Here is a 13,431-nt window from a genome sequence, read left to right as displayed (position 1 = left end):
AATTTTTATGCCACAATCATCCCGTTATAGCGACGAACACGTTGAACAATTGCTGTCTGAACTGGTCAGCGTACTGGAAAAACACCGTACCCCAACCGATCTTTCTTTGATGGTTTTGGGAAATATGGTAACAAATCTGATCAATACCAGCATTGCCCCGGCGCAACGCAAAGTATTGGCGCGTTCTTTCGCTGAAGCCCTGCAAGCTTCAGTACGTGAAGATAAAGCTCATTAATTTATCGGCCAAGACTGCAATCTCAATATGGTGACAAATCGTCAGCGCTATCGTGAAAAAGTCTCCCAGATGATCAGCTGGGGGCACTGGTTCGCCTTGTTTAATATCCTGTTCAGCCTAGTGCTGGGTAGCCGCTATTTGTTTGTTTCCGATTGGCCTTCATCGCTGATTGGCCGTATCTATGCCCTTGTCAGTTGGCTCGGGCACTTTAGTTTTATCGTTTTTGCCGCCTATTTATTGGTGATATTCCCACTGACTTTTGTGGTGATGTCGCAACGATTGCTGCGCTTCCTTTCTGCGGCCTTTGCCACTGCGGGTTTAACCCTGCTCTTGGTCGATACTGAAGTTTTCACCCGCTTCCACTTACATCTTAACTCCGTGGTATGGGAGTTAGTGATTAACCCCGACCAAACTGAGCTAGCGCGTGATTGGCAACTGATGTTTATTGCCGTGCCGGTCATTTTTCTGGTCGAGATGCTTTTTGGTACCTGGGCGTGGCAAAAACTACGCAGTCTCAACCGGCAGCGTTTCGTTAAGCCATTGGTTGCGGTGTTCATTTCCGCATTCTTTGCTTCACATCTAATTTATATCTGGGCCGATGCCAATTTCTATCGCCCAATCAGTATGCAACGCGCTAACTTGCCGCTGTCATACCCAATGACCGCGCGTAAATTCCTTGAAAAACATGGTCTACTTGACCAACAGGAATATCAGCGCCGCTTGGTAGAGCAAGGGAATCCGGATGCATTAACGGTTGAATATCCACTCAGCCCGATTACTTTTAGTGATAAAGGCAGCGGTTATAACCTGCTATTGATTGTGGTTGATGGTATCCGCGTCGATAGCCTGCAAAAAGATATGCCCGCGTTAGCTGAGTTTGGTCACTCAAACATTCAGTTTGACCGACATTATAGTTCGGGTAACCGCCAAGATACGGGTCTGTTTGGCCTGTTTTATGGCATATCTCCAACTTATCTGGACGGGGTTCTCGCTGCCCGGAAACCTTCTGCATTTATTACGGCATTAGGTGCGCAAGGCTACCAATTTGGTCTGTTCTCATCTGATGGCTTTGCATCGCCGCTCTACCGCCAAGCGTTATTATCTGATTTCACCTTACCTGCGCCAACACAGCAGACAGACAGTGAAACGACAGCACAATGGCAACAGTGGTTGTCAACTCTGACCAGCAGTGCGCCGTGGTTCTCATACATTAATCTTAATGGCGCAGTCGAAGCACAAGACCCCATCAAAGGTAATCAAGTTGCCTTGCCAACTGACTTTATTCGTCACTATAAAGCCGGGGCGCAAGATGTGGATCAACAGATTGCGACCATTCTGGATACCCTGAAACAACGTGGGCAACTCGATAAAACAGTGGTGGTGATTACTGCCGCCCATGGTGTCGAATTTAATGACTACGGCAATGATAATTGGGGTGCAGGCAGTAGCTTCAATCGTCAACAGCTACAAGTGCCACTCATTGTTCACTGGCCGGGGACACCCGCGCAAGCAGTTAACAAGCTAACTAACCACGAAGACATCATGACGACACTGATGCAGCGGTTGTTGCACGTCAAAACGACATCAGAAGATTATTCGCAAGGGGAAGATTTATTCGCCGCGCAGCGCAATCATAACTGGGTGGCCACCGGCGATAACGGCATGCTGGTTATTACTACGCCAACACAAACGATTGTGTTAGATAATAACGGTGAATATCGGACCTATGATCAGCAAGGCAATGAAATCAAAGATGAAAAGCCTCAACTCCCATTACTGTTGCAAGTGCTGACGGATATAAAACGTTTTATTGCGAACTAGCTCTAAAAACTGAGCACGATACGTTTAAAAAACCGGCAACTGTTTTTATCCGGTATTGCATTAGTCACTGTAAAATGTAGTATAAATACCGTAGCATCGGCATGTAGCGCAGCCTGGTAGCGCACCGTCATGGGGTGTCGGGGGTCGAAGGTTCAAATCCTTTCATGCCGACCAAAATACCTAAAGAAAACCAACCTGTTAAGGTTGGTTTTTTTGTTTGTGGGGTTTGGTGAGGGTAAAACAATGGTAAGAGGATGGTAAAACTCCGACTATATTTGACCCGTGTGGTTCAATACTTCTATTCAATGTTTACCCGATGACACGCAATATGTCTAAAGCATTACAGATTTAAAGTTCTTCACCGTTGCTGGCGATAACTTTCTTATACCAGTCAAAACTCAGTTTACGCGAGCGCGCCATTGTGCCGCTACCATCATCATTTTTATCAACATAGATAAAACCGTAACGTTTGCTATATTCGCCAGTGGTAAATGACACGCAATCAATGCAACCCCATGGGGTGTAACCCATCAGATCAACACCGTCCTCAAATACCGCTTTTTTCATCTGCTCGATATGCGCTTTGAGATAAGCAATACGGTAATCGTCGTGGACCATGCCATCATCAGCCACTTTATCGATAGCGCCAAAACCGTTTTCAACAATAAATAACGGTTTTTGATAACGCTCATACAATACACTGAGTGAATAACGTAAACCGACCGGATCAATCTGCCATCCCCAGTCAGAGGCTTTAACATGTGGGTTAGGCACACTGCCCTCGAAACCAGACAGCGAATTGCCACTTCCTGGATTGGTCGCTGAAACCGCGTTACTCATGTAGTAACTCAGCCCCATATAGTCAGCACAGCCCTCACGTAGAGTCTCGAGATCGCCCTCTTCCATATTGATGGTGAAGCCACGGCGCTCCCATTCATTCAGAATGTACGAAGGATAATAACCGCGCATATGAACGTCACCGAATAAATAACGCTCACGCATAGCTTCCACGGAATACATCATGTCGTCAGGGTGGCAAGAGAACGGATATAGCGGCACCATCGCAACCATACAGCCAATCTTGAACTCAGGGTTAATCGCATGGCCCAGTTTGACCACTTTGGCGCTGGCAACAAACTGATGATGCAGAACCTGATACATCGTCTCTTCAGGATTTTCTTGTTCAGTGAACACCACGCCAGAACAGCAATAACCAAATAACGGATATTTCCAGTTACGTTGATTATTGATCTCGTTGAAAGTCATCCAATATTTGACTTTGCTTTTATAGCGCTCCATCACCACTTCACTGAATCTGACAAAGAAGTCGACCACTTTGCGATTTTTCCAGCCGCCGTATTCTTTGACTAAATGCCATGGCATTTCGAAGTGAGATAAAGTAATCACCGGTTCGATGCCGTATTTCAACAGTTCATCAAACATATCGTCGTAAAATTGCAGGCCAGCTTCGTTCGGTTGCAGTTCATCACCCTGCGGGAAAATACGTGTCCAGGCAATAGAAGTACGGAAACATTTGAAGCCCATCTCGGCAAACAATGCGATGTCTTCTTTATAATGGCCATAAAAATCAACCGCTTCATGGTTTGGATAGCGATACCCTTCCTGCACACCATCGGTCATAACACGGTCAACGCCGTGTGCACCGCCGGAAAGTACATCGGCAATACTTACCCCTTTACCGCCTTTATCCCAGCCGCCTTCGACCTGATGTGCTGCGACCGCGCCGCCCCATAAAAAATCTTTCGGCAATTGTTTGTGGCTCATAACTTTCTCCCTTAGTACTGTGGGCAACTATTCGCCCTGAAAATGAAATTCAATGGCGGGTGGTTGCCCGCCTAAATCTTAAAACTATTTTAGCCTTGATTCATTTGTGCCTGAGCAATAGGTGCTGCTGATGTTTTTTCCTCTACACTTTCACTCTCATCGGTAAACCCAACCAGCCAAGTGAACACGGCACCCAAGACGAAAGCGACAGTGATAGACAGTAAGAAACCGAGGAATTGGGCCATATGCCCCTCTTTAAAGAAGACGGGGAGCACAGCAATACCCGGTAAACAGTAGCTCCAGGACACCGCATTAAAACTCCCGGCAATAGCCCCGCCAATTCCACCAGCAGCGCAACTGCACAAGAAAGGTTTTTTCAGTCGTAATGCCACACCGTAAATGGCCGGTTCGGTAATACCGAATAAAGCGGTGATCCCGGCCGACAATGAAATACCTTTCATTTCACTGTTGCGAGTTTTTAGGTAAACACCAAACATGGTACCTGCCATCGCGAAGACGGCTGAAGCTTGCAGACCGGTAAAGGTGTCGTAACCCAGAGTTGCATAGTTACCCACCGTCACTGGCGTAATGCCCCAATGCACCCCTAAAGTCACCAATGGTTGCCAGAATGCCCCGACCATAAACCCTGCAATCGCTGGGCTAAGGTTATAAAGTGTATTGTAAACACCGCCGATAGCACCGCCAATCAAGTTACCTATCGGGCCGAAAACCAGCAGAGTTAATGGCACCATAATGGCGATACAGAACATGGGGGTAAACAGGTTACGCACCACCATCGGCAGGATACGTTCAAAGAAACGCTGCACATATGACATGGCCCAGACCATCAAAATGATCGGAATAACCGAGGCGGTATAACTCAGGTATTGCACGGGAATACCGAAGAAATCCAATGTTGGAGAGGATAAAGGAATACCGGCAATGGTATTCAGAATCTGGGCAATTTGTGGATTGTTCACCGCTTCATGCATCAGTTGCTGAACCGCCGGGTCCGCTGAATTGACAGTCACTATCTTATTGGCGGTCAGCATATTCATGTAATCAGGGCTGATCAGTGCACATGCCGTAATGACGGCAGTAAAAGGGTTAACATTGAATTTTTTAGCCGCGGTGAAAGCCACCATGACCGGCAGGAAGGTAAAGCCCGTCCAGGAAACAAAATTTAGAATTCGATAAGTACCACTAGCAGCATCCATCCAACCAATAGCCGCGAGGAATGAGATAATCCCCTGCAAAATACCGCATGCCGCCAATGGATAAAGGAAAGGAGCAAAAATACTGGAGATAATGTCCATCAAACGGCTAACAATACCGACTTTAGGAGCGGCAACTGGCGCGCTTTCATCGATGTTAATTAAGTTGGTGACATGTTTGTAGGCATCACCAACATGGTTGCCAATGACCACCTGCATTTGCCCGCCAGCTTCAATAACAGTAATAACGCCTTTAACACGATTTAATTTTTCTTTATCGACCGCTTTATTATCTTTCAATATAAAACGTAAACGCGTTGCACAATGTGTGACGGTAATCACATTATTATCACCGCCAATATACTTAATAATTTCCTGAGCGGTTAATGAGTAATCAATTGCCATTATTAGTCTCCTGTTAAGGACGCTGGTATAAGATAAACAGAGCGTTATCGGCTTATTATTAATATTTTTGGTCGATTGAGACTGGAGTTTAACAAAAAAAGAAGTGAAGTCACGATATAACAAAAATCGCAACTTGGAATATGTAACAGGTAAAAAACACCCTGTTTTATTTCGCGTTTTTATTAATTAATGGCGGGAGTTTCTTACCTATAGTTTCAATAATATACAACACCGGAATTTGAGTGGTAATATTATAATGACCTTCCAATACAATAGGTGGCATATGATAAGAGATATTCAAATCAGCCATCTTAGCTAATGTTGAGTTATCACTGTTGGTTAGGCTGATAATTTTACAGTTGTGCAAGCTGAACTGATTGGCAATACGAATAATCTCCTCGGTCTCGCCGGAGACTGAGAGGATGATCGCAATAGCATCCTGATACATATCACTATTAATAGGATAATAAGGATCGTCAATATAAGTGCTATATTTCCCTATATTAGAAAAGAAACGAGCACTGTATTTACCTAATGCACCTGAGGTACCTATTCCAACAAAAATAATTCGACGCGTTGCCGCTATTTGTTCTGCGGCCATATCAATCAACTCATCAAACTCACTATTATTAATACTTTTAAAATAGCTAATTATTTCACTGATACCAAAACTAACCAGTGGCTTTTCGTCATGCTCTAAATACAGTTTAAAACGCACGCGGAATTCAGAGTAGCCATCACAATTCATTTTTTTGCAAAAACGCAAAACCGTGGTAGTTGAAACACCCGCAGCATCAGCCAGTTCTCTGATGGTCATATACATCACTTTGTCAGTGTTTTTTATGATGTAGTTATAGACAATCAGTTCCAGTTCGTTTAGCGATGATATTTCTTTATAGGTAAACATACTGGTACCTGAAACGATGCATTGGCCTGTGATATGAGAATTTACCATGAAATGAGGAGAGTCACGAGAGGGGATTGGTGTAGGGTTGGGGAAGACAAGTTATAGTCAGTTGATAAGTTACCGGGCAACCAAGCCCGGTTTTAACCAGTATTTTAGGTTGAACGAAATCATTAAGCGCATAAAGATGTTAATCTTTAATTGGTTTTACGCTCATTAACTTCAGGTGGCCAGACTGGTACCTGAAAACCTTGATTAACCGCTTCAATCAACAACCACTGTGGTAGCTCTGGTAATTCAATCATTGGCCAGTTTTCCAATGTCGGCCACACCCGGTATGCAGAGCGAATTACAAGCAGTTCACTACGCTGCGTTTCTGTCAATGGGATATCATCAATTGAATAATCACTGATCATCAATGAATCAGTAGCAGTAATAAAAGCATCTCGATGAGTGCGAGCAAAACAGGCAACTCTGTCACTATCCACATGCCATGCGCTACCATCCCATTTATCAAATAGTGTTAATGGGGCTAATGCTGTATAGATATTCGGAAGTGGCCCTAATTTATCTATAGTGATGGGTTGACCTGTCACCGAGTCAAAAACAATTTGTTGCCGGTGATCTTCAATTAACTGCCATTTCTCATCGATAAATACGGCAGCATGACCTTCCTCTATCTGCGGAGGAGCAATAAAAACACAATATGCTGGTAATCCAGTATTCGCCGGTATAAAAACATCACTTTGCCCAATAAACTCACCAGTCACGCGCGAGTAGTTATATATAGTAATAATACGATTCTTATCCGAGAACATAAATTGTTGTTTCATGCCAACCTCACAATGTAATTATAAGCCATGTTTTTAACTGTGGTTTCTGCATTTCCTTGTTCAATAATAGAAATGCTATGTCCGTGGGCGCCCATCACGATGGTGTGAGCATGGGCACCGATACCCACATTATGGGCATGATTACCTGCAGCTGAGGTATTTGGGTTACTGCCAACACCATTGGATAACACCGGAGCACCACCACCACCAACACCACCAAGGGCATAGGTATGAGTATGTTGGCCTTGGGTATCAGTAACCTTGTTGCCATAATCAAATGTGGAGGCCCATTTCGTTCCCAAGTCAGTATCAGAAAGGGTAGCGCCATGCGTATGCGATTTATTGCCATCTTGTTCTTGTGACAAAATCGCTCGGCCATTTTCTGGTTTGCCTTTGATCACCCAACCTCGCATATCGGGAATAACTCCCGATGGGTAGGCTTTCGCCAATAATGGACATTCAGCTTTATTAAATGTTTGCCCTTGCATGAGAGCATAACCAGCCGGAAGTATTTCACTTGGCCACGGAATAGGTACACCAACTGGAATGGATTTATCATCACTCAACCCAAGATTTTTCAGAGCCGCTGCAACGGCGGTTGGGCCAGCGGCTTTGATTTCGGATAAATTATTACCCGACTGTAAAAACAGTTTCTTCAGGGCGGCTAATACCTGGGTATCGTCATTGGGATCTAATGCTAATCCTCCGTCTTGCACGACTTTAATTAATTCGCGTTGCAAGGTATTAAACCATTCAGCCGGTAATATGGTTGGTGGCACACCGGCGGCAACATTACCGTCGGTGAACTCGCCATTACTGTCGGCGCGTGTATTAGGAATATCGCCAATTTTTTGCATAGAAAATCCTCGCCAGTTAAGGCACTTAAAAATAAATGAAAGGGATTAGTTAACTAACGTAGCCGAATTTCAAAATCGTATGAGACGGATTTAATACTGCTAATCTGCACTCAAGCTGTTTATTACCCCATGAACGTAATGGGTCACTGCAATAAGTTAGGCCACTTTGGGCATCATTAATGGTGGTTTTAGGGGCGGTAATTAACCAGGTGAATGGCCACTCTTCGCCATTCAAGGCATCTCGACAAACCGCCATCCCTGCGCAAGCTTGTCGGTATTGGGTCACCATAATGGAGTAGCCCAGCGCCTTTGCTACCCGGATAAAATAAGCGGCGGACTGCCCACCGATACCAAATAACTTCGACACCACAGCGCGCTGACGCTGGATCATACTGTCGACTTCACCAATAGCACACAAATCCGGTAACCCAAGTGTTGCTTCCCACTCCGGTAGCATTGACGTGGCTGTGGCCGGAAAAGCGCCAGACAGCAAGTCTTGTGCCTCTTCATCACTGCGCCGATAAGCCTGAGCCAACGCCCGTAGGACTTCGGTTTGTACTCCATCGGGCCGTCGCGGCCAGACCAAACCAATTGGCATTAACGCCTGCAAAGCTTCGGTATATTCACTGACAGAATAGCGGCTCATAAGTAGCTCACTGTACCCCTAATGGGGAGTTTGCCGGTTTGCAGCTCAATATTTGCTGCTGGAGATTGCATGATAAAGCCCCCGGTACCGGCGATTTCACCGATGGCTAACAGCAGCGATGACCACAGAATTTTGCCTCCGGGTTCTCCTTCGGTGAAAAATACCTCGTCGATGGCTGCATTAATGGCCGCGGTAGTTGCACTATCAGCATGGGAAATACCACTAATAATAAAATCAATGGATTGCGCGACAGGGGCACAGACATAAATCAGTGCGATAATCGGTTGCTGCGGATAAATTGCATCCGCGACTCGCCGCTGATCACCACTGGCTTTTATCGCCCCCCACTCCTCAAGAGATGAAATCCCGTCGCTGCCCTGTGGGAAGCCCGCATAATCATTATCATCACACATAATATAGATGCCGACGGTACCGGCCCCCATCAAGCGCCGTTTAACCCAACATCGGGTCACTCCCGGCACCGACAATGCCCAAGATTGATAGTCAGTATCATTACCGCCTTGTGGGATATTTTGGTAAGCCAATAACATGCGGGAGCGAAATGCATCTTCGGATTCAATATCAGCTCCGCCGCTAATTTTACTCAGCGCCGTGGCCGTGGCCTGCACCCCATCAATGGCAATATCCAGCGTCAGTACAGTTCCGAGTGCACTGTTCCCCCGATTTCCCCCGCCAGTCGCATCGTCCAATGGGCTAGGTAAAATGGCGGTAATTTCTCCGATTACGCTGCCATTGGTAGCGATGGTGACTGTATTATCCAGCCTATATTGATAGCCATCAGCTCGATTTAGCCGCCGACCGGCCGGAATAACTCGCCCCGCAATACCACTGAAGCGCACATCGGCACAGCGGGCCGGATTAGCGGCTTTGCGAAAGACATCTTTCAGCGCCGCCCAAGCCGCAAGGTATTCATCGCTAGCATTATAAGGTGTCGCTTGCCGGGCAATATAATCAAGATAGCCGTAATGCAGGTGAGCCATCCCAGCATCCGCGTCACTGATCACGCCAATGTTAGAAAAACGCAATAAATTGCCGCCAGTTTTCAGTTCCGATTGGATATAGGACTGATTTCGCTGTCGCAATTCGCTTAATGTGGGTCGATTAAATGGCATGAATTACTCCTCCCATACCCATGAAAATTTAACTGATGATTGAGTTTTACCCGGTTGTTGATAAGCAATAATCAGCAATAATGTATTGGGGAAGATTATTTGCGCCCGAGGACTAATAGCGCTGACAACGGCATCTTCCATCAGCCAGGTCAATGCTTCACGAGCATAATCTTCAGCTTTGATAGCAACTTGAGTGGTCAGTTTTTGCCGCCGTAATAGCCAAAGCCGTGAACCAATGGCCGATGTTGCACCACTGTCCCCCCACCAGCCGCGACGATCATCACCATCGATATCGTCATCAGCGCGGGCCAGACGATCAGTGAACAAACTCAGTAAAATGGCAGTATGCAGATCATCACCATCCAGCAACCCACCATGGCCGGTCCGCCAATCCCCCAGCGAGGCATCGACATCCCAAACTGTTTTAATATCCGTTGTCATCGCACCACCTTAGCGGGTGTTTCACTGGTGAGTGTTGCACTACCCGACTGTACATTTTTGAGTTGATGATTATGACTGTTGTAGGTGTCACGTAAGGTTTTCAGCGTCGTCGCATTACTGTCGGCGTTATCCACAATATCGCCGCTGACCTCCAGTAGCGGGGTGTTTAACCGTACTTTTACCGATGCATTGACGGTCACCTCGGTGGCATCATTTACCGTCACTGGCTGGTTATTGGCCTCAATGATCACTCCACTTTCGGTCAATTTAATAAATTGCCCCCATTGGGAATAAATCACTGTTTCTCCTGGATTTAATTCTTTATGGCGGTAAGACGGATGGTTAGACGCAATGATCATGCCGCTGGAGCGATCCCCACCCAGAAACCCCATCACCACGTCACTGCCCGCTGGTAATCCCGACGAAAAACCAAACTCGGCTAACCGTGGCGTATCGCTGTGAACTTCCAGCGAGGTCTGATATTGCACGGTTTGTACCCCATCACTGTCATCGAAAGCCGTTGCTCGCCCGATCCCCAACAGCATTTTTATCTGCCGGTACAGGGTCGAGATTTGCCCACTAACGTTATGCATATAACCCCCTGTTTCATTTGATTTTATAGAGCTGAACTGCAAAGGCCTCAGGAGGCATCAGCGTCATGGTCGCCACGGTTCCGCTGGTATCTTTCTGATAAACCACCTCTGATAGCAGCCACAGTTCATCTTGCAGCCCCAAGGACGGGATAGTTATAGGAATCAGTGAGTTGGTTTGCCAGAGTTGCTGCTCCCGGTCACGCCAGTTATCAACTTGCACCTTAAGGGCTTTGGAACGACCGTTATTACGATTTATGCTCCAATCAAGGCTGTTCCTCACCAAGTTTGGTGAATTCATTGTGCTTTCGACGATAACTATCTTGTTGCGGTGGCGAGCCGGAAACTGTTCAGCCAGTTGAGTATCCTGAGTTCTCACCAGAGCCGAGGTATTATTGCCGCCCGAAGCAGAACGGCGGGCGACCGCATTGCTGGAAAGGGCGACACCGGTGTAGTCAATAAAACGCTGATTGATATCCGTATGCAGGTTGGCACTCAAGATATTAACCCCCTGCTCCACGCCGCTGGCAGCTTGACGCGTACCAACCCGTGTCAGGTATAAATTGCCATCGGGTTGGTCGTAATAGAGCAATGCTGCCCAGCGGGTTACATGCTCAATGACCGCCTGTGCGGTTTCCCCCCAGTTAAGGGTAAATTTCGGCACTACCACCATGTCGTTAATGTCTGATGTCACCTTAATGCCGTAAGGTTCGGCCAGTTTTTGTGCAATTTGTAATACCGTAGACTGGCTGATCACGCTGTTGGGCCATTCAGCGGAGCAATCCACTAAATCCTGGCATTTGCTGCGCCCTTTGGCTGTCACCTCACGGCTGGTAGCCGTAATGGTGCTATCCCAACTGTCGATATAGCCGGTCAAGACAGCATCGTTGCCCAGCTTAACTACGCAGGGATCGCCAGGATTTATCCATTGCTGCCCTTCGCTACCGGGGTAGTGGTCCATTAATGACAGCTCAAAGCTGCTGGGTAATTTTTCAATGCCTCTGGTAACCTGAATTTTGCTCCAGCCGGTGATTGCCCGGCCACCGACTTCGAGTGTTAAATCATCGTTTATCCGTTCATCATTCATAAGTTCAATGCCTTAAAACGGATAGGCATAAATGCCGGATGAATCGGGTCGGCCATTTTCACTAATGCATCAGTGCGAGAAGCATCCTGATACAGGCGATTTGCCAACATCAAGGCGGGCTGTGAGCGGCTAAAATTCACCTCAGCGACTCGCGATAAATTAGCGCCAGCTTGCTGTAATTTCAGGACGATAGACTCTCGCATCAGCATTAATGCGCCATAGGTTTCATCATTTCCATTGTCAGCGGCAGTCAGCGCTTTACTGTCGATGACCTCACACACTCGCGCCAAAACATCGACAGCATCGTCATAACTTTCCGGCTGATATTGCGACGCGGCATAGACCATCGCGCCCGCGCACAATGTCGTCATTAAGTGCTGGCTGGCGTCAGCAACCGCAACATCGCTATTATTGGCACGAAACATATCGTCTTGAGATATAGCCAGATTTTCCATCATGCGCATGACATCTACGATACTGACGCCGCTGCTTTGCAGTGTATTGACCAGCGCTAACATCTTGTCGGCATGAGCATTGATGCTGTTCGCATCGAGCAGTTCATTTACCGCCGTATCCACAGCCGCCCGCCCCTCAACTGTTAATGCCAGCCGCTGCGACACCAAAAGTGCCAGATCGGTAGTATCACTTTCCAGCACGATGGCTGCCGTGGCCCCCGAACTGCTGCCGCCTACTGTGCCGTGGTTGTAGCGGCCATAGCGTTTGCGACCAAAAGTTGAGCGCAGTGCATTTCCCAAATTACTGGCTTCATTGGCGGTATTGGTGACCATTCGCCCCCAAAACGCCGCCGTACTTTTCAGTGTTTTTATCGCCTGAGTTGCAGAGCGCATTTCTCCTTTCACAGTAGCGATAAAACCCGCGACGGCTTTAGCACTCAAACCCAGCCAGGAAGATTGGATTGATACGCCCATTTCTGTCGCGCCGGTGATGGCAAAGGCGCGTAAACCAGATTCGTGCGCTGTTAAGCTGAATGAAAATATCCGCCCGCCAGCAGTATTTTCATCAATTTTCAATTCGCTCACACTGACGGTCATTTCGCCAAGCGTCGGGTGCACTAATGTCCCCGGCCCCGGCATTTCACAGGCAGCAATCAATGAGTCACGCTGGGTCATCACATCTGGTGCGGTATAAATCTGACTGTTCTGCACCAGAAAACCGCCCAAAGTCATGCTTCTGGCACTGCGCCCCAGATCCTCGATATAGCTGGTATCACGATAAGGATAACTGTGTACTGCCTGACGACGACCAAAGGTGCCGGTGCTTTTTTCAATGACAAAAGGAACACCGCGAAATGAAGCTTGATGTAAATGTTCCGACCATTGCCAACGGGTGTCACCGCCGCCTAATAGCGCTGATAAGGTATTGCCGATGAGTGACATGGCGTTCTCCTGTTGAGGATCCTAACGATAGAAAGTTAAAAACCCGCCGCAGCGGGTTATTGCAAAAACGAAGTAATATGGCT

13 protein-coding genes and 1 tRNA gene are annotated in these 13,431 nt (G+C 47.0%); 3 read left to right on the top strand and 11 right to left on the bottom strand.

Annotated features, from left to right (window positions below; translation table 11 throughout):
- Positions 1-7 precede the first annotated feature (7 nt).
- From N0H69_RS10660 to N0H69_RS10650, 3 genes are all read left to right on the top strand, one after another.
- Positions 8-235, top strand: a complete 228-nt coding sequence (locus N0H69_RS10660) for a YejL family protein (RefSeq protein ID WP_002208836.1) — start codon at positions 8-10, stop codon at positions 233-235.
- A gap of 27 nt (positions 236-262) precedes the next feature.
- On the top strand, positions 263-2,056 hold the full coding sequence (yejM, locus tag N0H69_RS10655; RefSeq protein ID WP_050106170.1) for an LPS biosynthesis-modulating metalloenzyme YejM: 1,794 nt from the start codon (positions 263-265) through the stop codon (positions 2,054-2,056).
- Positions 2,057-2,153: 97 nt separating this feature from the next.
- Positions 2,154-2,230, top strand: a tRNA-Pro gene (locus tag N0H69_RS10650).
- A 174-nt stretch (positions 2,231-2,404) separates the two neighbouring features.
- On the opposite strand, the gene N0H69_RS10645 is transcribed toward N0H69_RS10650, so the two are convergent.
- From N0H69_RS10645 to N0H69_RS10595, 11 genes are all read right to left on the bottom strand, one after another.
- Positions 2,405-3,841, bottom strand: coding sequence for a 6-phospho-beta-glucosidase (locus N0H69_RS10645; RefSeq protein ID WP_050145415.1), 1,437 nt, complete (start codon positions 3,839-3,841; stop codon positions 2,405-2,407).
- Positions 3,842-3,930: 89 nt separating this feature from the next.
- Entirely contained in the window at positions 3,931-5,460 is a 1,530-nt protein-coding gene (locus tag N0H69_RS10640) for a PTS transporter subunit EIIC (RefSeq protein WP_050151028.1), read from the bottom strand.
- Between the two features lie 166 nt (positions 5,461-5,626).
- Positions 5,627-6,367, bottom strand: coding sequence for a MurR/RpiR family transcriptional regulator (locus N0H69_RS10635; protein WP_050151027.1), 741 nt, complete (start codon positions 6,365-6,367; stop codon positions 5,627-5,629).
- 194 nt (positions 6,368-6,561) lie between these two features.
- Positions 6,562-7,197, bottom strand: coding sequence for a hypothetical protein (locus tag N0H69_RS10630; RefSeq protein ID WP_050151026.1), 636 nt, complete (start codon positions 7,195-7,197; stop codon positions 6,562-6,564).
- Positions 7,194-8,054 (bottom strand): phage tail protein, encoded by an 861-nt coding sequence (locus N0H69_RS10625; protein ID WP_050132989.1) that lies wholly within the window; start codon positions 8,052-8,054, stop codon positions 7,194-7,196. Before N0H69_RS10625 ends, N0H69_RS10630 begins: the two co-directional genes overlap by 4 nt.
- Before the next feature lie 49 nt (positions 8,055-8,103).
- The gene (locus N0H69_RS10620; protein ID WP_050151025.1) at positions 8,104-8,700 is read right to left on the bottom strand and encodes a YmfQ family protein; all 597 of its coding nucleotides are present in this window, start codon (positions 8,698-8,700) and stop codon (positions 8,104-8,106) included.
- Positions 8,697-9,833, bottom strand: coding sequence for a baseplate J/gp47 family protein (locus N0H69_RS10615; RefSeq protein ID WP_050151024.1), 1,137 nt, complete (start codon positions 9,831-9,833; stop codon positions 8,697-8,699). Before N0H69_RS10615 ends, N0H69_RS10620 begins: the two co-directional genes overlap by 4 nt.
- A 3-nt stretch (positions 9,834-9,836) precedes the next feature.
- Positions 9,837-10,274 carry a phage GP46 family protein gene (locus tag N0H69_RS10610; protein WP_050151023.1) on the bottom strand — a complete coding sequence of 146 codons (438 nt, stop codon included), beginning with the start codon at positions 10,272-10,274 and terminating at the stop codon, positions 9,837-9,839.
- Positions 10,271-10,867 carry a phage baseplate assembly protein domain-containing protein gene (locus N0H69_RS10605; protein ID WP_050151022.1) on the bottom strand — a complete coding sequence of 199 codons (597 nt, stop codon included), beginning with the start codon at positions 10,865-10,867 and terminating at the stop codon, positions 10,271-10,273. Before N0H69_RS10605 ends, N0H69_RS10610 begins: the two co-directional genes overlap by 4 nt.
- Positions 10,868-10,880: 13 nt before the next feature.
- Positions 10,881-11,936 (bottom strand): phage baseplate assembly protein, encoded by a 1,056-nt coding sequence (locus N0H69_RS10600; RefSeq protein ID WP_050151096.1) that lies wholly within the window; start codon positions 11,934-11,936, stop codon positions 10,881-10,883.
- A gap of 11 nt (positions 11,937-11,947) precedes the next feature.
- On the bottom strand, positions 11,948-13,348 hold the full coding sequence (locus N0H69_RS10595) for a DNA circularization protein (protein WP_050151021.1): 1,401 nt from the start codon (positions 13,346-13,348) through the stop codon (positions 11,948-11,950).
- Positions 13,349-13,431: the final 83 nt, after the last annotated feature.

Origin of the sequence: Yersinia alsatica, from assembly GCF_025133195.1 — a bacterium.
GTDB classification, from domain to species: domain Bacteria; phylum Pseudomonadota; class Gammaproteobacteria; order Enterobacterales; family Enterobacteriaceae; genus Yersinia; species Yersinia alsatica.
Note: the sequence above shows the minus strand (reverse complement) of the source record. Positions and strands in the feature narration are given on the sequence as shown.

Bases quoted from the DNA above. Each gene is read 5' to 3' on its own strand.
- N0H69_RS10660 (WP_002208836.1), top strand. From the start codon at position 8: ATGCCACAATCATCCCGTTATAGCGACGAACACGTTGAACAATTGCTG.
- yejM (WP_050106170.1), top strand. From the start codon at position 263: ATGGTGACAAATCGTCAGCGCTATCGTGAAAAAGTCTCCCAGATGATC.
- N0H69_RS10645 (WP_050145415.1), bottom strand. From the start codon at position 3,841: ATGAGCCACAAACAATTGCCGAAAGATTTTTTATGGGGCGGCGCGGTC.
- N0H69_RS10640 (WP_050151028.1), bottom strand. From the start codon at position 5,460: ATGGCAATTGATTACTCATTAACCGCTCAGGAAATTATTAAGTATATT.
- N0H69_RS10635 (WP_050151027.1), bottom strand. From the start codon at position 6,367: ATGTTTACCTATAAAGAAATATCATCGCTAAACGAACTGGAACTGATT.
- N0H69_RS10630 (WP_050151026.1), bottom strand. From the start codon at position 7,197: ATGAAACAACAATTTATGTTCTCGGATAAGAATCGTATTATTACTATA.
- N0H69_RS10625 (WP_050132989.1), bottom strand. From the start codon at position 8,054: ATGCAAAAAATTGGCGATATTCCTAATACACGCGCCGACAGTAATGGC.
- N0H69_RS10620 (WP_050151025.1), bottom strand. From the start codon at position 8,700: ATGAGCCGCTATTCTGTCAGTGAATATACCGAAGCTTTGCAGGCGTTA.
- N0H69_RS10615 (WP_050151024.1), bottom strand. From the start codon at position 9,833: ATGCCATTTAATCGACCCACATTAAGCGAATTGCGACAGCGAAATCAG.
- N0H69_RS10610 (WP_050151023.1), bottom strand. From the start codon at position 10,274: ATGACAACGGATATTAAAACAGTTTGGGATGTCGATGCCTCGCTGGGG.
- N0H69_RS10605 (WP_050151022.1), bottom strand. From the start codon at position 10,867: ATGCATAACGTTAGTGGGCAAATCTCGACCCTGTACCGGCAGATAAAA.
- N0H69_RS10595 (WP_050151021.1), bottom strand. From the start codon at position 13,348: ATGTCACTCATCGGCAATACCTTATCAGCGCTATTAGGCGGCGGTGAC.